The sequence below is a fragment of the Clostridium pasteurianum BC1 genome, assembly GCF_000389635.1.
Classification (GTDB): domain Bacteria; phylum Bacillota; class Clostridia; order Clostridiales; family Clostridiaceae; genus Clostridium_I; species Clostridium_I pasteurianum_A.
The window spans coordinates 804,621-827,306 of the sequence record NC_021182.1 but is presented as its reverse complement, the minus strand read 5'-3'; the positions used below and the strand labels follow the sequence as shown (position 1 = coordinate 827,306).

The following is a 22,686-nucleotide window of genomic DNA, read 5'->3' as shown; positions in this document are numbered from 1 at the left end:
ATTTTTTTTAAGTTTTATTTTGATGTTCGTTTTATTAATTTTTCAATTTTCACTTTTTACACACTATAAGCTTTATAATGCTAATTTTTATATGGATAAGTTCCAAAAGCTTGGATTATATTCCTATTTACAGAGCTCTACTAATAGCTCACTTGATACTATAGCCAGAGTTTCTAATTTACCTAAAGCCGTTTTTAATAACGTGGTTTCACAGACCTGGCTTAAATCTCAAGTTGAAAACTCAACTACTGGAACTATTGATTATATGACCTATAAAACCAATAATTTACCTGCTATTGATACGAATTCTTTACTTAAAACCTTTGATGAAAATTTAGATAAATTTATAAAGTCCTCTAATATTACTGTGGATAAATCTGTACAAGACCAGCTTAATTCTATTAGATCTCAAAGTGGAGGATCAATAAAAGATGAAATTAATCTGTTTAGTTTTGATACAGTGAGTAAATCTTCTTCATTTCAAAAAATACGCAAATACTTAAATTTACTGTATTCCTATGAAAATATAATTATTTTAATAATAATTATTATTGCCATACTTTTATTTATTATAGAACATAATAATATAGCTATCTTCATCAGTTGGATTGGTTATTCCCTCATAGCTGGAGGGTTATTATCTTTAGTTCCATCCCTTGTTGGTATATTTTCTAGGTTTACTGATAATATAGCTATAGGCATACCTACTATAAAAATAATTGTAGGGTCAATCATCAGTGATTATTTGAAATTTTTTACATATAGCAGTATTATTTTCATAGTACTTGGAATTATTTTGGTAGTAATTTCTGCATATTTAGAAAGAAATTCAAGAGGTTTTATCTCAAGGTGATTTTATGGAATCACCTATTTTTTTGATTTAATAATTTTAATAAAAATTAAAAGCACCCCTTTACACAATATTTATATTTTATCTTACTCAATGTAAAGAGGTTTTTTTATTAATCATTCTTATTTAATTCTATCCACAGCTGGACATCATCTTCTGATACATGCCTTTTAAAGTATTTCTTGGCTCAATTCCCAGCTCTGTATTAAATAATTCCAATAGCTAATACTTCCTCTAATTTCAATGCATTAATCATATTATCAAAAATGGTTTCTATTTTTTCCGGAGTATCATATCCCACTTCTTCCACGAATTTTAATATAGTCTTTGAAAATGGTACAAGTCCATTATAATTTTTATTTATCCATTTATTGAATTCTACTTCTTCATCATTAATATTAGGATAAATATTTCTTAATTCCAAAGTCTTTTTCACATATAGAGTGGTAATAAATACTACATGATCTGGTGAAAGGCTTTCAATTGGTTGAATTCCTATAGTTTTAATTTGAATTTCATCATCCTTTTTGTAATGATCATTTAAATTGAATCCATATTTAATTAGCCTGTTATCTATTATTGGATCATATATCATATCATTAATAACTCTACATAGAAGACTACTATAATTACCCTCTACACCTTCTTTAAATTTAACAGTTTTAAAACCTTCTTCAAGGCAAATTATACGTTGAAGTTCATGGGCAGCCTCAAAAGATTCCTCTAATAGTATTGGCACATTTTTTACTGCAATACAGTATGGATTACCCTCTATAAATGGCAATGTTCCATAGGACATATTTGCCCCTGAATCGATGGTCTTTTTTAGCCAAAGTAATTCTCTTTTAATCTTTTGTCTTTCATTTTCATAAAATATATTAAAATATTGGCTTTCTCTTTTTACTTTACTAAGTATATATTCTTCATCATAATATTTTAAATTTTGTTTTTCTAATTCTTCTAAAAAATCCTTACCCAAGCAACAATTTTTGTACTTTTTACCACTCATACATGGGCAAAGATCATTTCTACTCACTCTGTTCACAATATCACCATCCCATAGGTATTATACCATAAACATATGTAACCCTTTTTATATTTTTACATACTCTATTTATGTAGTAAATTTTATGGAGGTAGTTATGTACTACAGAGCTTATAATGAAAACTCTAACTCAAACGATAATTTAACCACTAATGGAGATTTTGGCGATAGAGCTAATCCCTCTATCAATCCTAATCCTCCTATTAATCCTAACCCATCTCATTATGTCAATAAAAAGCCTTATAAATTACCACATACATTTAATTGCCCTATGGCTAACCCTAACTCACATATGGGTCAACCAATGTACCATCCAATGATGCATGGTATGAGTTATGATTATGATGACGACTATGATGATGATTATGATGACGGCTATGATGATGGATACGATGATGGACTTAGCGATGCTTATGACGACAGCTACGGCGACGATGACCCAGATCCTGATCCTCGTCGCCGTAGACGCCGCAGAAGACGAAGAAGAAGAAGACGTAGACCTATGCCTTATGGACCTATGACCCACGGACCTATGCCTTATAGATCTTGGATATATTAAAACAAAACTTAAAAGGGGCATTCCACTTGGTATGCCCCTATACAATATATATCGTCTATTCCTCTATTTTTAGTATATAAAATTAAACTATTTTATTCTCCAGCACTCCTATATTCTCCACTTCACATTGAACTACATCACCTTTTTTCAAGAACTTAGGAGGTTTAAATCCCATTCCAACTCCTGAAGGGGTGCCTGTGGCTATAATATCTCCTGCCCTTAATGTCATTCCCTGGGAAATATCGTGAATTATAGTCGGAATATCAAATATAAAGTTTTTAGTATTAGAATTCTGTCTGAGTTCTCCATTTACTTTACTGCATAGATCTAATTCCACAGGAAATTTAAGCTCACTTTTATGAACTATACAGGGTCCTAAGGAAGTGAAGGTGTCAAGACTTTTCCCTCTGTACCACTGCACATGCCTTTGCTGCACATCTCTGGCACTGACATCATTCATAATAGTATATCCAAATATATATTCCTCAGCATCTTCTTTAGCTATATTTATTCCATCTTTCCCTATTATAACCGCCAGTTCAACTTCATAATCTAACTGTTCTGTCACCTCTCCATGACTGTCTATATTATCCCCTGGTCCTATGGGACTAACTGCACGTTTTGAAAAATATACTGGATATTCTGGTATATCTATAGAGTCATCTTTAAAACTTCTGGCAGTTTCCTCTACGTGTTCCCTGTAATTAAGCCCAAGACAGAGGATATCACTTTCTAGAGTTTCAATAGGTGTACATATTTTTATATTATCTATAGAATATCCATTTTCTCTAATACAGCTTTCCTCATCATATACTTTCTTTAATAATTTCAAATCATGCCTACTGGAGTTTTTTATAAGATCCATCATGTCATTGTATGTTCTGTATAGATTTAAATTATTTATATTTACCACTTTTGTCATATCTCTATTGAGCATACCAAGTTTCTTTTCATTGTCTACTAAAAAAGTTACAAATTTCATAAAACCATCCTTTACTCATATTATAGTTAATTGAGGAAATTGCATATTCCAAAATTTTAAAAATCAAATGCAATATATAGTACATATTTGTAAGTATAAATATTATATATAGATTTAATATGATAAATTAATTATACAATTTCTCAATTATATATCTTGTTTAATATTATAATAATACACAAGTGCTACAGCCTTTATGCCTGCTATATTATACATAGTTACATACTCTGCTTATGGCAATATCATTGAAGCCAAAAGCTTCAGCCTTTACAACCTTTCCATTGGCAACCGCTACTATTTCCTCAAGAAGCTCCTCTCCCATTTTTTCAATGGATTTAGTTCCTGCAATTACGGGACTTGCATCAAAATCCATATTTTCCTTCATCTTTTCGAAAGTTATTTTATTTGCTGTCATTTTTAAAACTGGAGCTAAGGCATTTCCTGTAGGTGTCCCTCTCCCCGTTGTGAACACTACCATTTGGGAACCCCCAGCTACCAGTCCTGTTACTGATGCTATGTCATATCCTGGAGTATCCATTATGACTAATCCTTTTTTACTTGGGCCTACACCGTAATCTGTAACTTCCATAATTGGTTTGTGCCCACCTTTGTGTATGCAGCCCAGTGATTTTTCTTCCAGTGTGGTTATTCCACCAGCCTTGTTGCCTGGAGATGGATTACCATTTCTTAGATTTTCTCCAGCATTCTTTAGATGATTTTCATATCTTTTAATTATGTGATAAATTTGCTCCTTTATTTCCGGAGTGGCTGCTCTTTCTGCTAATATGTGCTCTGCACCTATAAATTCTGTAGTTTCACATAGAATTGAAGTGGAGCCTAAGTCAACTAGTCTGTCGCTGGCATTTCCAAGTACCGGATTTGATGCCAGTCCTGAAGTTGGATCTGAACCGCCGCAGTTAGTTGCTACTATGAGCTCTGATAATGGATATTCCTCTCTCTTTAACATTGAAGCTTCCATAACCAGCTGCCTTGCATATTCTACGCCTTTCTTTATAGTAGCAGTAGTCCCACCTTCCTCTTGAATAACCACCAGCTTAAGTGGTTTATTGGTCTTGGATTGTATTAAATTATACATATCTTCCGGCTGAGCATTTTCACATCCAAGCCCCACTAATATAGTACCATAAACATTGGGATTAGAGGCAAGACCTGATAATATATCCATGGTAATTTTTAAGTCTCCCTGTACCTGTGCACATCCATTCTGATTTATAATGTGCACTGCCCCCTGTACCTGATTTGCAATTACCCTGGCAGTTTCACTTGAACAGGCGCAGGTAGCTAGCACCAATACATGATTTCTTATTCCAACTTTCTCATCTGGTCTTTTATATCCTAGAAAATTCATAATTAACCCCTCCTATTAACCTTCTATTGCTTCACGAATACTTACTATATTGTGAGTGTGTATATGCTGACCTATCTTTATATCCTGCGTTGCCCTGCCTATTACCTGTCCGTATTTGTAAACTAAGTCTCCATCTTTTATATTTATAATGGCGAATTTATGATATATGGGGATGTTTTGAATTATATTTACCTCTTTTATTTCTTCTCTATCCTTATAACTAGCAGCACTGCCTTCTTTTAATTCCTCTATTGCCACTGCAACACTATCTTTTGCATTAATTAATAATGAATTGATTTTATTTTCCATAGTTATCATCCCTGCATAATATATTTAGGTTAGTAAAGGCAACCTATAAACCTTTGTCATATGAAAGATGTTAAAAGCGTAAATCAAAATAGTATAAAACTATGGTAACCTATAAACAGAGTTCTTGGCATCAGGTGGAGTTTTTTTCCATATGGTGCTTACTAACAGAGTTCTAAGTATCGATATTTTCGATACTTAGAAATCGTTGTCCTTTAGGGTAAATCGTTATCCAGGGACGTAGCCACTCTTTATTCCCACTTTGAAGAAGGTGGGAGTATTAGAGAGGGTAGTCATCGGATAAATCTTTGCTATCTGAAAGATCCATTAAAGTGTATAATTCGGTTATTGTATAAATTCCCTATGGAATAGTTTCTATGTTGCTGTCTACGCTGCTGCTTACATTACCCTCTGCTTTACTGTTTTGGAGCTTAGGTGATCCATATTTTTTTGCCATTCTATCAACAAAAGGTGGAACTATAATAGCTGTTATAACTACCGCTGCTGCTATTTGTGCAGTAGCTGATGCAACAAAAGGCGCATAGGTTTTATCAACTAAAGCAATAGCTGCCGGTGTTGCGATTGTATTTCCTGCTGCACTTGCTATAGCAGCTCCTGCATAACCTGGTCTTCTATTGATAAATTTATCTCCGAGAATTGCACAGCCTCCACCAATGATAAATACCATTGCTGCTAAAATCACTCCACTAAAGCCAGCCCTTACAATACTGAAGAAGTTTATTCCTGCTCCCAGTGCAAAGCCAATGAAGGGTATTGTTATACTTACACCCTGTGAAAAGAATTTTCTGAAATCCACATCTAAATTTCCTAGTATGCATCCTATAATTAATGGAACAATGGCAGCAAATAGAGCCATTAAAGGTATATTGGCTAAACCTGATACACCAAAGGTGAGAAGAGCTAAAAAGGGTCCATCATGGATATTCATAATACTTTGAGCTGCAAGGTCTTTTGAATCTCCATACTCTCCCATTAGAGCAAGATATAAGCTTCCATTGGCACCTGTAACGGAACTTATAATAGCTAGAACTGACACTCCCAAGATACCTGCTGTTCCAAATAACTTAGCTATAACAATTCCTAAAACTGCCCCTGCAATATACTTCGATATAAGTAAAACAGATCCTCTTTTAATTGCTTCTGGAGCTTCCTTTATCCTTAATCCTGTTCCTATAAAGAATAACTGCAATCCCACTACTGTAGCTGCTGCTGTGTTAGAAAAAACTGCTGTGGTAAAAGATCCTATTTTTAAAGCATTAGGTGCGAAGGTATTGATTAATGCCGCTAATAATAAGGGTATAACCATCATTCCCCCTGGAACTTTTTGAATGGTTTTCATTATTTTCATAAGACTTTTCCCCCTAATCTATAATTTTTGATTTATCCTATAACTGGCTGCTGGAATATTTAATTTTACAAAAAGCGTCACATCCATAGATAATTTATATAACCTGGTTAGAGTACAGACTCACATTGAGCTAGATTCATTAGCGTCATCCTTTTAACTGACTATTACATCACAATGGTATAGACCTACAGCAAGCTGGATTCATTGACTATTAATTTGCCTCTTATGAGAATTTCTTTAATTTCTTCTACCTGACTTTCACTTAAGCTGGAAGCTGGACTTTTACAGACAGGTTTTATGTTGTATCCTGATAACATTTTTGCTGTCTTAATTGCTGGAATAAAGAAATCTGATACTGTGTAAATATTCATCAAAACGTTTACAAGCAGTTGTAATTTTTCAACAGTGTTAAAGTCTTTGTCATTATAAGCTTTATAGAGCTTTGCAAATTCTCCTGGTGCAATATTTGTCAATCCTCCAATAAGTCCATTTCCACCGGATAATAAATTAGGTATAAAATATTCATCAAAGCCTGAAAATACCGCAAAATCTTTTACTTGTGATTTTACTGTATCTATTAATTGCCTTGTATGACTAATGTTATCTACTGTATCCTTTATGCCTACAATATTCTTAAATTCCTTTGCCAATTTTAAAACAAGCTTAGGATTAATATTTACTGCTGTTCTGTCAGGGAAATTGTAAAGAATTAATGGCAGTTTTGTATTTTTAGCTACTTCAGAAAAATAGTTATAAAGACTTTCATCATTTAATTTAAAATAATAAGGCGATATAACAACTGCATAATCAGCTCCCTGCCCATAGGCAAAATTAGTCAGCTCTATAACCTCTTCCACTACAGTGCCTCCTGTTCCTATTAGAACTGGTACTCTTCTATTTACTGTCTTTATAACAAAACTTATAAATTTCTTTTTCTCTTCCATTGTTAAAGCAAAGAATTCACCTATACTTCCCAGGAACAAAAGACCGTTTACCCCTCCACTTATTAAACTATTGATTACCTCTTCATTCCCTTTAAAATCTAAATTTCTTTCTTCATTAAGAATTGTTATAACTGGTGTAATGACCCCTTTTAACATAATTTATACTCTCCTCCTATTGAAATACTATTTTGTTTGCAACTTTTAAAATACTTATTTTGCTTACACACTTATTAATAGCAAGTATGATGCCAAATTTTTGAAATTAATTTTATTTTATATAATATTAATGGCAGGGCTTGAATTTACATGGATTGTTAAAATAACTTGAAAAAAAGTGAATCCCTAAAACATTAAGAACTCACTTTTTAAATCGTTTTCATTTCAAATGTGAAATATGCGCTTTCATATTTGAAATTCTATATTTTTCTATGTTGCCACATGATATTTATCTATTGTACTTATTGTGAAATATCTATTTTAAATCCTGCTTTTCATCTGCTATCAATTAAATGTATAGTTTTAATTGTAGCTTATAGCTTGTCTTTACTACTAAAGCTTAGTTTTCTCCAAAGTGTAGTTTTACTTATGGAGAGGTCTTTACACAATCTATCTCTATCCCCGTTATAATTATTTAATAATGTTCTTAAAATTTCACTTTCCATTTCCTTTAGATTGTTTGATAAATTTATCTTTATTTCTCTTTTAACAAGTTTCCTTTTTCTCTTGGAATTTAACATTTCTAGTACAAACTCTTCCCGAAGTTCACTGCCTTCACAGCATATTACAAGTGCTTCCATAAGGTTTCTAAGTTCTCTTGCATTCCCCTGCCATTTGCAATGCATAAGACATTTAAAAATATTATCATCCTTCCAATATATTTTTTTATTTTCTCTAATGCATTCCTCTTTCAGAAATGAAACAGCCATGGGTATAATATCTTTTTTTCTTAGCCTGAGAGGTAATAATTCCAATTCAAGGGAGGTAATTCTATAATATAAATCTTCTCTAAAATTTCCCTTTTCTATTTCCTCTAAAAGATTTCTATTGGTGGCACATATTATTCGTACATTAATTGGTATAACCTTATCTCCACCTATTTTTCTTATTTCTTTTTCCTGAAGTACTCTCAACAATTTTGACTGGAAGCCAAGAGATATTTCACCAATTTCATCCAGAAACAGAGTTCCTCCGTGAGCTAATTCAAATAATCCCTTCTTTCCACCTTTCAGTGCTCCAGTAAAGGTTCCTTCCTCATATCCAAAGAGTTCGCTTTCCAGTAAAGTTTCGCTTAAAGCTGCGCAGTTTACAGATACAAAGGGCATATTTATTCTTCTGCTTTCATTATGAATACTTTGTGCAAATAGTTCTTTTCCTGTGCCAGTCTCACCATGAATCAATATTGTACCCTCAGATTTGGCAAATTTAGCTGCTTGATTCTTAATCCTTATAATTTCATTACTGCTGCCTATAATATCAGCAAAGGTATGCTTAGCCACAAAACCCTTTTCACTTAAATTCTTTCTTATCTTTAGTTCAAGTTTTTCTATATTGGAGGTCTCCTCCAGTATCATAACTGTATCACAAAGCTTATGTTCAATACATATAGGAACTTTATTAAATAATATCTTTTTTCCACCTATATCAGTAACTATATTTTCCTCTTTATTTTTTTCACTGAGCTTATTTATAATATTTTTAGGTAAACATTTATTTATATTGTTCCCCAGTACTTTTTCTTTAGAATATGCTAATATTTTTTCTGCGGAAGAATTATATACCGTTATATTATCCTTTGGATCTACAGTAACAATTCCCTCTCTTACCATGTTTAATATAATTTCAAATTTCTTTGCTCTTGCCTTCTCTTTTAAAGTAAGTTCCAATATTTCCTTTGCTTGAACTAATGCCTGTACAACAGACTCCTCACCAGATTCCAACAGTTCACCATGTATACCTTTTCTTAAAGCTTCCCTGGTAGCTATAACATCTCCTGCAATGGCATCTACACCTTTATTATTTATTAGATACTCAACCTTACCTGGGATTTCACTTACTTTACTGCAGCATTCAAAATCTAAGGTTACATCAAGAATTTTGTTAAAATAATCTCTTTTAAATATGATATTTGAGGTTGTTACAAAGGCAATTTTTTTGTAGCCTTTACTGCTGATGCTGCTTATGGCTCTTAATATATCGAAAGAAGTTACGGGAATATCTATAACCTGAAGGTCAAATTTCTTTCTTAAATATTTTGCTGTTCCACCTCTGCTCACTAGAATTTTTGTTCCTTCTTTTATTTTCTTTTCCACTTCATCAACCCCCTGATCCAAGTTCCCAGCTACAACTGAAAAGGGTATGCTAATTGACTTTTTTATTTTTCCAGCTAGTTGTTTTAAGCCGTCGTAGGGTGCAATTAGTAATATCTCATTCATAAAATCCTCTCCACAAAACTTTTAAAATAACTGAATTCTTGCGAAAAATTTCACCTCCTGGGATTAATTTATTATACATATAGTTAATCTATGTTAACTATATGTATAATAGGAGTTTTATCTTATAGATTTATCAATTTACCTTGAATAAATTAAAGACGACCTAAACACTTTACAACAAATTTATCCAATTTCTTCTGCCATATAATATTCTAATAATTGTAACTGTTTTGCTTTCTTCATTGACAATGTAAAATACTATATAGTTGTCTACCATAATTTTTCCAATACACTTATATGACAATATATCATCAGCTACTAATACATTTCTTAATGGCATATCCTCTAAAGTACTAATTCCTTTAGCAATTTTTGAGACAACTTTTTTTGCAGTTTTAGGTTCTAGAAGTTCTTTAGATATATAAACACCAATTTCATATAGATCATTTTCTGGATCTTTTGAAACAGATTGTCAATTATTAGGTATATCATTAACTTGATATATTGTTGCATTATTCTAATTTAAAATACTATAATTGGTATATATTATTAAAAATACTATACCAAACATTTCAATTACAGTTAATTTATGAGATAATATTTTTGAACAGTAATGTTAATATATCAATGTTAAAGGGGAAATTTTTTATGCAATCTAAATCTTATTATTCTAAAAGAATAACCTGTGCCATTTTATCAATATTTTCATGGGGATTAATATACTTAATTTGTACAAGACTTTTAAATGACCCTGATATGATTACTGATTCAGCTGCAATTATATTTAGAACTATAATAATTATTTTGGCGATATTGGGAATCACAACACTTTTAAAAGCAGTTGACACAAGACCTATTGTAGAGATTTCTGAAGAAGGCATTAAAATTCAGAGTTTTATATTCTTTAATGTATTTATTAAATGGGATGAATTGGAAGGCGTTAATCAGGAAAAATATACTCAACTTGTAGTAAATCCTTCAATGATTGGCTTTTCCACAAATTACATGTTAAGATTTCACAGGAGAAATGGCCGTTCAGTTGCAGTAAATCTTTCTTTGCTGAATACACAAAATAATGATTTTTTTAGGACTTTAAATAATTTTATAAAAAAATACAATAAAGTTTAATGATAAAAACAGCTTGTATGTAAATTTTATTGATATAAGCTGTTTTTATCTAAGTAGATTAGAATACTCTGTTGCCCAAGGTGCTATATGATAAACATATACAATCTCTCCAATCAGCCTGTAAATACATACATATTTGTCACATACAAGCATTCTATAATCTTGCTATTTCATCTAATTCCCTCCATGCAGGTGCTAATATTTCAAGTCTAAATTTAGCCATTTAACTTTTCCCGGAGACGTTTTTTAGCTTCTTCTAAAGAAACAGTAGCCTCACCAGATAATCTGGATTGCTCTGATATTTCTATCTTTGAACGTAACTTCAATATTTGATTTCTTTTTTCAAAGGCTTCAATGCTCATAACAACAATGTCACCCTCCCCATTTTTTGTTATATAAATAGGTTCCTGATTTCTAAAATCATAACAAATAGTAACTTATACTACTTGATATAATTTTTCACTTCACCGACTAAATAAAGTGGTAGTATCACAGGATTCAACTACTGAGGTTAATACTCTCGTATTAAAATTCCATATATCTATTACTAAACTGCCTTTATAATTTAATATTTCATATCCTTATAAAGTCCAACAGAATTGCCAGTGTTACTAGCCCCTAAAATATACTATATCCACATAAGCCTTTCCTACTAGGTGTACTTATGCAGTTTATTATCTATTTTAAAGTTAATACTAAGCTGTTAATCCTAATAATTTCTTCCTATTCACTATCCAACAATCAGGTTTTTTCACCTCATCTTTCTTTTTAATATTTTCATCTATCATTGACACTTTTTCCATTCGTGATAGTAATTAAATTTATCTTTATATTTTAAATCTATATATTTATCTATCAATATTTGTGGAATCAGTTCTTTGAATTTATAGCTTCTTCTTGCTATAACCATAGCTGCTCCGTTATGTACTAGCATTCCATACTGATGACAGTATTTATATAATCCTATTTTACTTGTATAAGTAGGATGTACCTTTAACAATTCTATTCCTTCTCTATAGCAGGTACTTTCCATCATAGTTAACAATTTAGAATATATAAAATTATTTTTAATTCTGGCAAATTTACTATTTACATCTTTATCATCTTTAAACTTTAAATCTTCAATCCTGGCACTTTACTGTTGTACAAAATGCTGAATTACTTAAAAAATTTACTCAAACTGCAAAAAATACTTTTGCTAAGTCTAATATTGATCAATTAAAGAGTATGGCAAACAATGATAAATATAAAGTATTTTACAATGCACCTACAGCTATAATTATATCTGGAAATGTTAAGGCTACTAATACTGAGGCTGATACCGCAGCTGCCACTGAAAACATGTTACTTGCAGCTAAAGCTATTGGCTTAGGTACTTGCTGGATAGGCAGTATGCCCTTCATATTCGGAAATGGAAACAATGCTGATTTTAAAAAGGAACTTGGAATACCTGAACGTTACAATCCAATAAACTCCATTGCTCTAGGTTATGCTGCATCTGAAAATGCTAAAGCCCCTGCAAGAAAAGAACACAAAGTGAACATAATTAAATAATGCTATTTACTTCTGATAAAAACAGCTTATATTCAAATTTATTGATATAAGCTGTTTTCATTTTAATTAAAGAATAACTTTACAATTTTCTAATTTCTCCAACTGTAAGCCCAGTCCCTGATGCTATTTGTTCTATACTCAATCCCATTTTTAATAAGCTTTTTGCCACTTCAATTTTTCCCTTTTTTATGCCTTTTCTCTCAGCAGTCTTAAGTCCCGCCTTATAATCTCTCATAGCCTTTAGGTCATTCTCATATATTTCTCTTTCTTCACTATCCAGATACATAATATCAAGTTTTTCAAGTGCCTTCCTTATTTCCTTGTCTACTGCTAGCTCTTCTGGTATTTTATTTACATCTATCTCATAGGCCCTATTTAAAAAGGTTACCCATCTATCCAAAGTACTGGTTAAACTGCTGTAATCCTTATTAAATTTATTTAATTCAACAAAATGCATTTCAAATATATTGGAAAATTCTTTCCCACTCTTTTCATTAAATACTTTATATACATTGTGAAAATCGTCTTCATCTATATAATTAAAATCCAGTATATTTATTGCTATAGTTTTTCTTAATACTTCAAAATCATCCCCACTTTCTATCTGATCTGAATACACTTTTGCCCAGTAGTAAAAAGCTCTCTTATCGTAAAAATTCTGCTCTGCCAGCTGCATCTCTATGTCATACCATACCCCTTTTTCGTCCACTGCCTTTATATCCAGTATGGTCATTTTACCTTTTCTATAATTTGCTATATTGTATGGATTCTTTAATTCTATATCTAAAATTTGCTCATCTTCTGAAAGCATTGAATTTATGAAGGATATCAGCAGATCCTTATTCTCTTTGCTTGCAAATAGTTTTTTAAATGCAAAATCTACTTTTGGATTTAATCTACACATTTTTATACCTCCCTTACGTTTATTTCCTATTGTATTGTTAATTACCAATCAACTAATTCTAAAAATCACTAAAGTAAATTCATTTCACATTTTCTATTAGCTATATTATATCCAAATTCTATAAAAACTTCATTATTTATTTAAATTGTTTAAAACTAAAAATTTGGAATAAGTAACAAAGGCATTCTTTTATAAATGCCTTTGTTACTTATGAATGAACCCTTGAAAAATATGATTTTGGATATTATTTTAAATCAAATAAATTTAATGCTTACCCTATATCCTCTATTATTTAGTTATTCCTTTCAATTAAAAACAGTTAAATATAAACAAATTATGTTTAATAATTTTTTAGATATAGTTCACTATAAATTAAAATACAGTTAATATCTATGCAATTAATAGCTCTTATAATTACTTATACTAATATACAGTTGCTAATACGTATATAATTTAGAGAAGGTGATTATAATGGATATTTTTATTGGTGCTTTTGTAGGTGTCACTTATTTAATTGTATTTGCCTTATGTAAGGCAGCAAGTAAAGGTGAAAATTTATAAATTTATTGGCGTAAACTCTTTATATATTGAAGGGATTCTATTTTATAGTATCTACTGGTATATTGTATATTAAAAGTATATAATATACCCTAGTTGTTTTTACACAAAATTACTTTTGTTTAAAGTAAATAATTTATGGATTTTTGTAAAAATTATATTATGTATAGATAATTTTATAGATAAAAATTTATAAATCGAGAAGGTTTACAAATGAAAGAAAAATTAACATCATATCAAATTTTAGCAATAATGTTTTTAGTGCCTTACGGAACTGCAAGCTTATTTTTTCTAGCACCAGATACTAAGAACGATATTTGGGTTGCATTGTTGTTTTATTCAATAGTTTTTATAATTATGCAAATGGTTTATATAAGTCTTTTTAATAAATACCCTGAAGATTCCATAGTAACATATTTACCTAAAATATATGGGAAATATATTGGATTTATATTAGGCATTATATACATGTGGTTTTTTGCCTATGATGCTGCCAGAGATTTAAGGGATTTTACTGAACTTACAACGTCTTTTGCACTGATAAGAACACCTGCGTACATAATATCATCAATTTTTATAGTTATTATTACTTATAGTGTTTATAAAGGCATTGAGAATATAGGAAATATGGTACAGATAGGCTTTATCGTTGTAATATTTTTCAGTATTCTTGCTTTTATATTACTATCTATAAGCAAAGGTGCTTTAAAATTTTACAACATATATCCAATTTTACATATGAATTTCATAAAATTAATTTCAAAAGGATGGAAACTTTCTATGTTTCCCTATGGTGAATTTATAACTATGACTATGTTATATCCTTTCCTAATGCAAAAAAGTAAATTAAATAAAACTGTGATTTTTGTGTCAATTTTAGAGGGTATATTTATTGCATTAAACCATATTCTATTTATAGTAACTTTAGGATATGAATTTGCCAGTTCAACTGCCTATCCTTTACTTGAAGCTGTTAGATTAATACATATTGGCGACTTTTTAAATAGGTTAGATATAATATTTATAGTGGTTTTAATGCTAGGTGGATTTTTTAAAATATCTATACTAATGTATGCATCAGCACTAGGAATTTCACAGGTATTTAAGATTAAAAATTGGGGGCTACTGTGTACTATATTAGGAGTATTAATATTAATCACTTCATTTATAATTGCAGATACTTATCCAGAACATATGTATATTGGTTGGAATATTGCTTTAACGTATATTTTTCCTCCAATTGTTATTGGAATTCCGTTAATATCCCTTATAATTTATTATTTCAAAAAAATGATAAAAACATAGGAATATTTTACAATATATTTTTAAAGTTTCATAATCAAATAATGTTATTCTACTTCTAATAAAAGCAGCTTATATCCGAATTTATTGATATAAGCTGCTTTTATTTCAATTCTTTACTAAAATCTACATAATTTTTTATTCCATTCTGAAATAGAAATATAGTCTAGTGCATTATCATAGAAGAACCATTTAAATGCCGCACGTTTTGAACCAAAGGCTTTATTATATTTCTCCATCATATTATTAAATTTATCATCAGCATGTAAATAAGGATCATTTTTATCTAGCTTTACAATATATCTATACTTAAAAAAGTTACCTCCATTGTCATTTTCGTAGAATATATTAGGATTGGTAGTTAAAATCATCATCTTTTTTCCTGTAGACTTTTCTTCGCCTAAATGTGATTTTAATTCTGATTTTGGAACTAATCTGCTATAATTCCCTTCTGAAAAATGATAAAGTATCATTTTCTTACACCCCATTTCACTTATAATGTTATCATTAATTAGTGTAAAAGTACAATATTACCTAATTTCTCCTTCATAATAACTTATAATTATAAATACCGCTAAAAATGTCCTTAAAATCTGTATTTATTATTTCACTTAAGTAGATTCGAATACTCTGGATATATCATTGTCTTCGTGACAATTTTTCAATTTCTTCAACAGTAAGCCCAGTTCCTGCTGCTATTTGTTCTATACTTAATCCTATTTTTAAAAAGCTTTTTGCCATTTCAGTCTTAGCTTCAGCTTTTCCTTCTTCTCTTCCTTCAGCTTTTCCTTCTTCTCTTCCCTTTCTCTCAGCAGTCTTAAGACCGGCCTTATAATCTCTCATAGCCTTTAAGTCATTCTCATATATTTCTCTTTCTTCACTATCAAGATACATAATATCAAGCTTTTCCAGTGCTTTCTTTATTTCTTTATCCACTGCCAATTCTTCTGGTATTTTATTTATATCTATCTCATAGGCTCTATTTAAAAAGGTTACCCATCTGTCTAAGGTACTGGTTAAATTGCTGTAATCCTTATTGAATTTATTTAACTCAACAAAATGCATTTCAAATATATTGGAAAATTCTTTTTTACTCTTCTCATTAAATACCTTGTATACATTGTGAAAATCTTCTTCATTTATATAGTTAAAATCCAGTATATTTATAGCTATGGTTTTTCTTAATACTTCAAAATCATCGCCACTTTCTATCTGATCTGAATATACCTTTGCCCAGTAGTAAAAGGCCCTTTTATCATAAAAGCTTTGCTCTGCCAGCTGCATTTCTATGTCATACCATACCCCTTTATCGTCCACTGCTTTTATATCCAGTATTGTCATTTTACCTTTTCTATAATTTGCTATATTGTATGGATTCTTTAATTCTATATCTGAAATCTGTTCATTTTCTGAAAGCATTGAATTTATGAAGGATATCAACAAATCCTTATTTTCTTTGCTTGCAAATAGTTTTTTAAATGCAAAATCTACCTTTGGATTTAGTCTGCACACGTTCTAATCACTTCCCTTCATTTTTTAACTATATTTTTTATATTAAACTGATTGCAAATAATTAAAGTTAAGTTACCTTACTATCTCTATTACCTAAAAATGCAACACCATCTAAGTTCAAAACCTTTTTTCAGTTAATTGACCATTTACCTTATCTATATTATATCCAAATTCTATGGCAACTTCATTATTTATAAAAATATTATCAAAACTTATATACTTTCTTATTTTTGTTTTATCAGAATTTTCTGCAATAAGTTATATTTTGTGTATAGCTTTCTATGAATATTAATTGATTTTCTCACTTTATCTCCATGTCAGTAAATATTAATTTAAAAGAAGTTCTACCATTGGATAAAGTGTTCTTTAAGGAGACGGAATAATGTTAAGTAAACAACAAATAAAAGACCATGAAAAATGTGGAAAAATGTTAGATAATGGAGAAGATATGGAATATATATTGCAGCTGTAGTGTACATATAGCACAGTTACCTGATAATTTTGAGGTAGGAATTCGAAAAGCTATAGAGATTACAGAAAAAGAAATGGAATTTGCTAAGCTGGTTAATGGCCAGATGGCAATGGGTATGTTACAAATATTAATGATTTTAGAAAAAGAGTTTGAGAAACAATATTTATTTTGAAAGGATAGATAAACAATGAAAAATCAAAAGACAAGATGTAGTGAGTGTTTATATTCAATTAACAGAGTTACTCAGGAGCCTTGCAGTAAGTGTAATGAAATACAGCTTATTCAATATAATTATGACAATCATTTTATACCAAGTGAGAAGAATTTTATGGGAAGTGAATTGAATGTTGTATAAAGCAACAGTAACAATGCCATACAAAGAGCTTAAAGATTTGTTAAATCAAATAGAAGAATACAGTGTAATAGTCCAAAGAGATAAAAGGGGCACATCAATTGATTATAAAGCCAACTAGATAGATTGGCAAAACTGTACTTTGAAAATTAAATAATGAGGTGTTTATGGAATAAACTCCTAATATATTTTATTTGTAATAATGGATTATAAAATAATATGGTATAATTTCTATATAAATCATTAAGATTTAATAGAGAATTGAGGAGACTTTATAGTGAATAGAAAACGGATATTATATATTTTATCAGCTGTAATATTATTAGTAATTGTAGCATTGTCCTTGTATTTCTCAACTTTTGTTCAGCCTAAGATAGTTTTCATTCCACAAATTAACAAAATAAGTAGTGAAGAATATAAAACAATACTAAATAATAGACAAGTAGTTGCAGAAAAAGGGATTGAAAAATATAGAAACATAGATTTACAAATAAAAATTACAAATCCAATTTTATTAATAAGAAATGTAAAAATAGAAGAAGATAGAACAAATATGTTGTATGAATATATAAAAAATAATAATAACATACAGATATTAGATGATAGCAATTCTAGAATGGGAAATGATACACAATATAATGAAAATATTAATATTTATCTAAAAAATACATCTCAAAATGATCTAAAAAATATAATTGGAAACTTTAGAGTTAGAGTTTCATGGAAAAATATATGGGGTAGTCAAAACTATAAGATATTTTATCTTAAAGATTACTTAAAATAGTTTTATTAAGCATATTAATCACAAAAATAAAATATCTTATTCAAGCACCGTATTATTCAATCAAGAATTTTACGGTGTTTTGTTTCGTACTTCAAATATAGTTCGCTTCAATTACCTAATAAATTGCTCTTCTTTAAAATTATATCGTATCTATTCTACGTCAGTTGGAGTATCATTCCAAAGGATTGTTTTACATAATATCATAACACTCTTCATAATTGTAGCTTCCATAAAATTTATTAAAATCAATTTAATTATAACTGTATAATACTTTTTTAAACACTATTTAAGCAACTGCAGCTATTAGTCTTTTACTAATCCTATGAATATGTAATATTTATAGAATAATTTTCAATCCTTTTTCTAATAATACTATTGAAATATAATTAAAGAGGTGAGCTTATGTCAAATTTAAATTTAGTAGAATTACAAAATCTTCGTCATCTTATTGGAGCACACGAAACAGTAGCAAATAAGTTAGATGACTATGCTAATCAATGTACTGATCAGAATTTAGTCCAAATGCTTCATGCAGATGCTCAAGAAGCAAGAACCGCTAAACAAACTTTACTGACATTTTTAAAATAGGGAATAGGAGGCACTTAAAATGAAAGAAAAAGATATAATGAACGATTATCTAAGCATGATTAAGGGCAGTTTATCAACTTATGCTACTGTGATATCAGAAACTAATGATGAAAGATTACGTCAACAATTTCAACAAATGAGAAATTCAGATGAAGCTCGTCAATATAAAATTTATTCAGCTGCTAAACAGAAAGGTTACTATGTACCTGCCCAGCCAGCAAGTCAAACTGAAATAGATGCAGTTAAAACAGAATTAACTAGCCAACAATAATTTATTAAAATTATATTAAATATATATACCATAAAGAATATAATAAAAAGTACTTGGAGTGATCTAAGTACTTTTTATTATTGTAATATATCATATTACCTTACATTAAATGCTACAATCAGTTTATTTTCTACAGCGTTTATACTCTGGTATTATTGTAATGATTGTGTATTACATTGTCCTCAAACTTATATAGCCATATATATAGTGCTTAACGCTTAATAATCCTATCTGGTATACTGATATTATGATTTCGTAAATCTCCACCTATATTTTCAATAATATTTTTAGCTTTTTCTACATTATCCTTTTCTGTCTCCACTGTTACCTTATAATTTATATTTGCAATCTCTTCAAAACTTCCCATTCCACTTACCATAGGACTGGCTGCCTTTGCAGCTGAACCAGCATCATCAGCTCTATAATTTTCTGTATCCAGTACAAGACTTGATAGACTGAAACCATTTCCCGCTCCAGCTACTCTAGGCGAACGATGCATAGTACTCAAATAATGATCATTTAGATCCACCTGAGTATTTTCAAAGCCTTGCCCTTTTAATTTTTCCACTGCTTCATTTGCATTTTTTATTCCACTAAAAAATCCTTCCACTTTCATATTATCGCTCCTTTATATGATATAGCCACAGATTCATTAGAAACTGCCTAAAATTCTAAAGAATATTACAATTCATCTCATTAATATTATTTCATGATTTTTATAATATTTTTCCCATAAGTATATATCTTTATTCCAGATACAGTTAAGTATTAATCTTAGATTTATGAAGTAATTCCTGTAATTATTTTTATTGTAAATGTATGTATTAGCATAAGGAAATTACCTTTACATAATTTACTACATATATATTGACAAATAGAAGGAAAACTATTATGTAAAAGGAGTTCTCAGCCTATAGAAATTTTTAGATTAGCATATGTAGTAACAAAGTATATTTTAGGTATCTAAAAAGAAATAACAAATGAAGGATGTACCATTTATTTTCATAGAATCAAGTCTTATTGGTGCTGTGAAATGCTCCTACAGAGACAGTATGATTGAAAATATACTATATTATTTCTTTACCGCGTGCCTGACTGGAGAAAAACTATGAGAAAAAGGAGAATTTTTATTTCTATATTAGTAGTACTTGCTGTAATAATTACTATTGCTGTCAGCGGCTATTTAACTATTAACAGTAAACTTTCAAAACTTAAGACCACGAAAATATCACAAAGCCCCTCCAGTCTTGGTATAAATACAGAAAAATTTAATACCAATGATATCAACAATGTGGAGGAAAATTATATTAACATATTACTGCTGGGTGTGGATAAATTAAATGAAACTAATGACACTGGCCGTGCAGATTCTAATATAATACTTACACTGGATAAGGTTCACAAGAAGATAAAATTAACTTCCTTAATGCGTGATATGCTCATGAATAACGTAGGAAGCAAAGCTCAGGATAAACTTACCCATGCCTATGCTTATGGTGGACCAGAATTATCACTAAAGGTAGTGAATGATAATTTACAAATGAATATGAAGGATTTTGTAAAAGTAGATTTTGTCAGTTTTTATAAAATTGTAGATGCTATAGGTGGTGTAGACTTAAATGTAGCTGACAGTGAAATAGCGTCTATTAATAAATATATAAAAGAAGTAGCTGTTGTGGAAAAAAAGACACCTTTCTATTTAACTAAAGGTGGAATGCAGAAGTTAAACGGTATGCAGGCTTTAGCCTATTGCAGAATAAGGTCTGTAGGCAATGGAGATTTTGAGAGAACACAAAGGCAGAGGGCTGTTCTCATTGAGATTTTCAATAAAATATCTTCTATGAATTTATCTCAGATTTCCAATATGCTTGATACTGTTCTTCCCTATGTTGAAACTTCTCTATCAAAGAAAGCTATTCTTTCCTACACCTCTTACGCACTTATAAATAATATAAAAACCGTAGAACAATTAAGGCTGCCGGAGGATAAGACTGGCTATAGTACTAATAGAATAATCCATGGCGTTTTTTACCTGGATTGGAACAGAGAAGGCAATATTGCAGATCTTCATCAGTTTATATTTGAGGGAGATTTAAAATAGTGATAAATGGCGAACTAATTATTAGGTTATTTAAGCTAACACATGGTAATTTTTCCACATTAACTAGTGAAAGCTTTAACCGGCGAAGCCAAGGTTAAATCTTTCACCTTGACGCTTTGGCGGTAATCTTTCACTTTTTCACCGCGCAGCCGGATGAAAAGCTTTCACTCCTATAAAAATTAAAACTTACAGTTAATAATAAACTTTAATAGTCATATATTTATATTGTGTAACTAATTCTTAGGGGGTTAAAATATAAATGATTTATAATTCTTCCAATTTTAAAAAGGATATTATACTATTTTTTATAATGGGTGCCTTATATATGGTGCTGGAAGGCTTGTGGCGTGGATGGACAAACATCTCTATGCTGGTAGTAGGCGGGTTGTGCTCCTTTTTAATAGGCAGACTCAATGAAAGGCAAGGCTTCTGCAACTGTAAAATGTGGCAGCAATGTGCCATTGGTACTGCAATAGTTTTAGCCATAGAATTTACTTCGGGAGTGATCCTCAATGTATGGCTTAAGCTTAATATCTGGGATTATTCAAATACCTGGGGAAATCTATATGGTCAGATATGTATTCCCTACGCTGTGATTTGGTTCTTCCTTGTTCCACTTGGTGTATACGGAGATGATTATTTAAGATACAAGATATTTGGACAAAAAAAGCCAGTTGGACTATTAAAGAACTATAAAGATTTGTTTACCTGTGAGTAAGCCTATAAAAACCAATACTCTATAATTTACAATGACAAATGGCTTACTAATATTCCTATAAAATCAAGTTTTTAAAAACATAAATAGCTTTTTAGCAATGTAAATTATAGAGAATACTGACCAAATTCCTTAAAAGCATATGTAAAACAAAAAAAGCCTGTATCCACTTAGATATAGGCTGTTACTCTATTATTTTACTGACTTCAGTTTTGCTATGTCATTCCAATTACTGCTTGTAATTATCTCAACATTTGTAATATCTTTTCTTAACCCTTCAATGTCACCTTTTATATGTGCTATATCATTACTCATCTTATCATGTTCTGCTTTATTTACGTCGGCTTTATGTTCAAGTGCTTTTAATATTTGTGTATTTTCATCTAATTGTGTTTTTATTGATTGTATATCTGTTTTCATTGATTGAGCTTCTGTCTTTGTTAATTGAACTTCCGTTTTTATTGGCTGCAGCTCTTTTTTTAGCATAACTTCTATAGCTTTCAATAAATCATTATTTAAATTTTCCATTCAAGCACCTCCGTATTTATATTATACATTATTTACGGTACTCTTCAATACATATATTAAA

Annotated in this window: 26 protein-coding genes and 2 pseudogenes; 13 read left to right on the top strand and 15 right to left on the bottom strand. The window is 30.1% G+C overall.

The genetic code is table 11. From position 1 onward, the window contains the following. Positions 1-91 precede the first annotated feature (91 nt). Positions 92-853, top strand: coding sequence for a hypothetical protein (locus tag CLOPA_RS03905; protein WP_155241860.1), 762 nt, complete (start codon positions 92-94; stop codon positions 851-853). A gap of 202 nt (positions 854-1,055) precedes the next feature. On the opposite strand, the gene CLOPA_RS03900 is transcribed toward CLOPA_RS03905, so the two are convergent. After that, positions 1,056-1,895 carry a YecA family protein gene (locus tag CLOPA_RS03900; RefSeq protein WP_015614172.1) on the bottom strand — a complete coding sequence of 280 codons (840 nt, stop codon included), beginning with the start codon at positions 1,893-1,895 and terminating at the stop codon, positions 1,056-1,058. Between the two features lie 271 nt (positions 1,896-2,166). Between CLOPA_RS03900 and CLOPA_RS24785 the strand changes: the two genes are divergently transcribed. Then, complete coding sequence (locus CLOPA_RS24785; RefSeq protein ID WP_207637898.1) at positions 2,167-2,454, top strand: hypothetical protein; 288 nt, start codon at positions 2,167-2,169, stop codon at positions 2,452-2,454. A gap of 82 nt (positions 2,455-2,536) precedes the next feature. Here the strand turns inward: CLOPA_RS24785 and CLOPA_RS03890 are convergent, their stop codons facing one another. The 7 genes and pseudogenes from CLOPA_RS03890 to CLOPA_RS03860 all read right to left on the bottom strand — a co-directional run. Continuing rightward, positions 2,537-3,436 carry a fumarylacetoacetate hydrolase family protein gene (locus CLOPA_RS03890; RefSeq protein ID WP_015614170.1) on the bottom strand — a complete coding sequence of 300 codons (900 nt, stop codon included), beginning with the start codon at positions 3,434-3,436 and terminating at the stop codon, positions 2,537-2,539. A 208-nt stretch (positions 3,437-3,644) separates the two neighbouring features. Further along, positions 3,645-4,805, bottom strand: coding sequence for a UxaA family hydrolase (locus CLOPA_RS03885; protein WP_015614169.1), 1,161 nt, complete (start codon positions 4,803-4,805; stop codon positions 3,645-3,647). A 15-nt stretch (positions 4,806-4,820) separates the two neighbouring features. Then, entirely contained in the window at positions 4,821-5,114 is a 294-nt protein-coding gene (locus tag CLOPA_RS03880) for a UxaA family hydrolase (RefSeq protein ID WP_015614168.1), read from the bottom strand. A gap of 358 nt (positions 5,115-5,472) precedes the next feature. Next, positions 5,473-6,480 carry a 2-keto-3-deoxygluconate permease gene (locus CLOPA_RS03875; protein WP_015614167.1) on the bottom strand — a complete coding sequence of 336 codons (1,008 nt, stop codon included), beginning with the start codon at positions 6,478-6,480 and terminating at the stop codon, positions 5,473-5,475. Between the two features lie 185 nt (positions 6,481-6,665). Beyond that, positions 6,666-7,580, bottom strand: a complete 915-nt coding sequence (gene dapA / locus CLOPA_RS03870; protein ID WP_015614166.1) for a 4-hydroxy-tetrahydrodipicolinate synthase — start codon at positions 7,578-7,580, stop codon at positions 6,666-6,668. A gap of 374 nt (positions 7,581-7,954) precedes the next feature. Beyond that, entirely contained in the window at positions 7,955-9,856 is a 1,902-nt protein-coding gene (locus CLOPA_RS03865) for a sigma-54-dependent Fis family transcriptional regulator (protein WP_015614165.1), read from the bottom strand. Between the two features lie 172 nt (positions 9,857-10,028). After that, positions 10,029-10,304, bottom strand: a pseudogene (locus CLOPA_RS03860) (type II toxin-antitoxin system RelE/ParE family toxin); the annotation flags it as partial. Between the two features lie 200 nt (positions 10,305-10,504). Between CLOPA_RS03860 and CLOPA_RS03855 the strand changes: the two are divergent. After that, positions 10,505-10,984 (top strand): hypothetical protein, encoded by a 480-nt coding sequence (locus CLOPA_RS03855; RefSeq protein ID WP_015614164.1) that lies wholly within the window; start codon positions 10,505-10,507, stop codon positions 10,982-10,984. Positions 10,985-11,199: 215 nt separating this feature from the next. On the opposite strand, the gene CLOPA_RS24115 is transcribed toward CLOPA_RS03855, so the two are convergent. Beyond that, positions 11,200-11,385: a hypothetical protein gene (locus CLOPA_RS24115; protein ID WP_347460069.1), complete on the bottom strand. Its 186-nt coding sequence runs from the start codon at positions 11,383-11,385 to the stop codon at positions 11,200-11,202. 383 nt (positions 11,386-11,768) lie between these two features. Next, positions 11,769-12,020 (bottom strand): hypothetical protein, encoded by a 252-nt coding sequence (locus CLOPA_RS25835; RefSeq protein ID WP_242834260.1) that lies wholly within the window; start codon positions 12,018-12,020, stop codon positions 11,769-11,771. 140 nt (positions 12,021-12,160) lie between these two features. On the opposite strand from CLOPA_RS25835, the pseudogene CLOPA_RS03840 reads away from it, so the two are divergent. After that, positions 12,161-12,538: pseudogene (locus CLOPA_RS03840) on the top strand (nitroreductase family protein); the annotation flags it as partial. A gap of 79 nt (positions 12,539-12,617) precedes the next feature. On the opposite strand, the gene CLOPA_RS03835 reads toward CLOPA_RS03840, so the two are convergent. Then, positions 12,618-13,442 carry an Rpn family recombination-promoting nuclease/putative transposase gene (locus tag CLOPA_RS03835; protein WP_015614162.1) on the bottom strand — a complete coding sequence of 275 codons (825 nt, stop codon included), beginning with the start codon at positions 13,440-13,442 and terminating at the stop codon, positions 12,618-12,620. Between the two features lie 771 nt (positions 13,443-14,213). Between CLOPA_RS03835 and CLOPA_RS03830 the strand changes: the two genes are divergently transcribed. After that, complete coding sequence (locus CLOPA_RS03830; RefSeq protein ID WP_015614160.1) at positions 14,214-15,305, top strand: GerAB/ArcD/ProY family transporter; 1,092 nt, start codon at positions 14,214-14,216, stop codon at positions 15,303-15,305. Between the two features lie 116 nt (positions 15,306-15,421). Here CLOPA_RS03830 and CLOPA_RS03825 read toward each other — a convergent pair whose 3' ends face one another. Beyond that, entirely contained in the window at positions 15,422-15,775 is a 354-nt protein-coding gene (locus CLOPA_RS03825) for a hypothetical protein (RefSeq protein ID WP_041710768.1), read from the bottom strand. Positions 15,776-15,941: 166 nt separating this feature from the next. Beyond that, entirely contained in the window at positions 15,942-16,814 is an 873-nt protein-coding gene (locus tag CLOPA_RS03820; RefSeq protein ID WP_015614158.1) for an Rpn family recombination-promoting nuclease/putative transposase, read from the bottom strand. Positions 16,815-17,251: 437 nt separating this feature from the next. On the opposite strand from CLOPA_RS03820, the gene CLOPA_RS03815 reads away from it, so the two are divergent. The 6 genes from CLOPA_RS03815 (at position 17,252) to CLOPA_RS03800 (ending at position 19,281) form a co-directional block, all read left to right on the top strand. After that, positions 17,252-17,458: a hypothetical protein gene (locus CLOPA_RS03815; protein WP_015614156.1), complete on the top strand. Its 207-nt coding sequence runs from the start codon at positions 17,252-17,254 to the stop codon at positions 17,456-17,458. A 15-nt stretch (positions 17,459-17,473) separates the two neighbouring features. After that, a complete protein-coding gene (locus CLOPA_RS24780) occupies positions 17,474-17,641 on the top strand; it encodes a hypothetical protein (RefSeq protein WP_015614155.1) in 168 nt (55 codons plus the stop codon). Continuing rightward, complete coding sequence (locus CLOPA_RS26380; RefSeq protein WP_015614154.1) at positions 17,631-17,759, top strand: hypothetical protein; 129 nt, start codon at positions 17,631-17,633, stop codon at positions 17,757-17,759. The genes CLOPA_RS24780 and CLOPA_RS26380 overlap by 11 nt, the downstream gene beginning before the upstream one ends. Before the next feature lie 156 nt (positions 17,760-17,915). Further along, the gene (locus CLOPA_RS03810) at positions 17,916-18,422 is read left to right on the top strand and encodes a hypothetical protein (protein WP_015614153.1); all 507 of its coding nucleotides are present in this window, start codon (positions 17,916-17,918) and stop codon (positions 18,420-18,422) included. Positions 18,423-18,824: 402 nt separating this feature from the next. After that, entirely contained in the window at positions 18,825-19,010 is a 186-nt protein-coding gene (locus tag CLOPA_RS03805) for a hypothetical protein (RefSeq protein WP_015614152.1), read from the top strand. A gap of 19 nt (positions 19,011-19,029) precedes the next feature. Next, on the top strand, positions 19,030-19,281 hold the full coding sequence (locus CLOPA_RS03800) for a spore coat protein (RefSeq protein ID WP_015614151.1): 252 nt from the start codon (positions 19,030-19,032) through the stop codon (positions 19,279-19,281). A gap of 211 nt (positions 19,282-19,492) precedes the next feature. Here the strand turns inward: CLOPA_RS03800 and CLOPA_RS03795 are convergent, their stop codons facing one another. After that, complete coding sequence (locus CLOPA_RS03795) at positions 19,493-19,897, bottom strand: hypothetical protein (protein WP_015614150.1); 405 nt, start codon at positions 19,895-19,897, stop codon at positions 19,493-19,495. Between the two features lie 492 nt (positions 19,898-20,389). Between CLOPA_RS03795 and CLOPA_RS03790 the strand changes: the two genes are divergently transcribed. Both CLOPA_RS03790 and CLOPA_RS03785 read left to right on the top strand, forming a co-directional pair. Next, positions 20,390-21,382 carry an LCP family protein gene (locus tag CLOPA_RS03790; RefSeq protein ID WP_015614149.1) on the top strand — a complete coding sequence of 331 codons (993 nt, stop codon included), beginning with the start codon at positions 20,390-20,392 and terminating at the stop codon, positions 21,380-21,382. 259 nt (positions 21,383-21,641) lie between these two features. Next, the gene (locus CLOPA_RS03785) at positions 21,642-22,100 is read left to right on the top strand and encodes a putative ABC transporter permease (RefSeq protein ID WP_015614148.1); all 459 of its coding nucleotides are present in this window, start codon (positions 21,642-21,644) and stop codon (positions 22,098-22,100) included. A 189-nt stretch (positions 22,101-22,289) separates the two neighbouring features. Here CLOPA_RS03785 and CLOPA_RS03780 read toward each other — a convergent pair whose 3' ends face one another. Continuing rightward, the gene (locus CLOPA_RS03780; protein WP_015614147.1) at positions 22,290-22,625 is read right to left on the bottom strand and encodes a hypothetical protein; all 336 of its coding nucleotides are present in this window, start codon (positions 22,623-22,625) and stop codon (positions 22,290-22,292) included. Between the last annotated feature and the right edge of the window lie 61 nt (positions 22,626-22,686).

Coding starts and splice junctions, on each gene's coding strand:
- CLOPA_RS03790 (WP_015614149.1), top strand. CDS start 20,390: ATGAGAAAAAGGAGAATTTTTATTTCTATATTAGTAGTACTTGCTGTA.
- CLOPA_RS03815 (WP_015614156.1), top strand. CDS start 17,252: ATGGAGAAGATATGGAATATATATTGCAGCTGTAGTGTACATATAGCA.
- CLOPA_RS03865 (WP_015614165.1), bottom strand. CDS start 9,856: ATGAATGAGATATTACTAATTGCACCCTACGACGGCTTAAAACAACTA.
- CLOPA_RS03890 (WP_015614170.1), bottom strand. CDS start 3,436: ATGAAATTTGTAACTTTTTTAGTAGACAATGAAAAGAAACTTGGTATG.
- CLOPA_RS03785 (WP_015614148.1), top strand. CDS start 21,642: ATGATTTATAATTCTTCCAATTTTAAAAAGGATATTATACTATTTTTT.
- CLOPA_RS03885 (WP_015614169.1), bottom strand. CDS start 4,805: ATGAATTTTCTAGGATATAAAAGACCAGATGAGAAAGTTGGAATAAGA.
- CLOPA_RS24785 (WP_207637898.1), top strand. CDS start 2,167: ATGGCTAACCCTAACTCACATATGGGTCAACCAATGTACCATCCAATG.
- CLOPA_RS03875 (WP_015614167.1), bottom strand. CDS start 6,480: ATGAAAATAATGAAAACCATTCAAAAAGTTCCAGGGGGAATGATGGTT.
- CLOPA_RS03825 (WP_041710768.1), bottom strand. CDS start 15,775: ATGATACTTTATCATTTTTCAGAAGGGAATTATAGCAGATTAGTTCCA.
- CLOPA_RS03805 (WP_015614152.1), top strand. CDS start 18,825: ATGTCAAATTTAAATTTAGTAGAATTACAAAATCTTCGTCATCTTATT.
- CLOPA_RS03835 (WP_015614162.1), bottom strand. CDS start 13,442: ATGTGTAGATTAAATCCAAAAGTAGATTTTGCATTTAAAAAACTATTT.
- CLOPA_RS24780 (WP_015614155.1), top strand. CDS start 17,474: ATGAAAAATCAAAAGACAAGATGTAGTGAGTGTTTATATTCAATTAAC.
- CLOPA_RS03795 (WP_015614150.1), bottom strand. CDS start 19,897: ATGAAAGTGGAAGGATTTTTTAGTGGAATAAAAAATGCAAATGAAGCA.
- CLOPA_RS26380 (WP_015614154.1), top strand. CDS start 17,631: ATGTTGTATAAAGCAACAGTAACAATGCCATACAAAGAGCTTAAAGAT.
- CLOPA_RS03780 (WP_015614147.1), bottom strand. CDS start 22,625: ATGGAAAATTTAAATAATGATTTATTGAAAGCTATAGAAGTTATGCTA.
- CLOPA_RS03800 (WP_015614151.1), top strand. CDS start 19,030: ATGAAAGAAAAAGATATAATGAACGATTATCTAAGCATGATTAAGGGC.
- dapA (WP_015614166.1), bottom strand. CDS start 7,580: ATGTTAAAAGGGGTCATTACACCAGTTATAACAATTCTTAATGAAGAA.
- CLOPA_RS03855 (WP_015614164.1), top strand. CDS start 10,505: ATGCAATCTAAATCTTATTATTCTAAAAGAATAACCTGTGCCATTTTA.
- CLOPA_RS03830 (WP_015614160.1), top strand. CDS start 14,214: ATGAAAGAAAAATTAACATCATATCAAATTTTAGCAATAATGTTTTTA.
- CLOPA_RS03905 (WP_155241860.1), top strand. CDS start 92: ATGGATAAGTTCCAAAAGCTTGGATTATATTCCTATTTACAGAGCTCT.
- CLOPA_RS03880 (WP_015614168.1), bottom strand. CDS start 5,114: ATGGAAAATAAAATCAATTCATTATTAATTAATGCAAAAGATAGTGTT.
- CLOPA_RS25835 (WP_242834260.1), bottom strand. CDS start 12,020: ATGATGGAAAGTACCTGCTATAGAGAAGGAATAGAATTGTTAAAGGTA.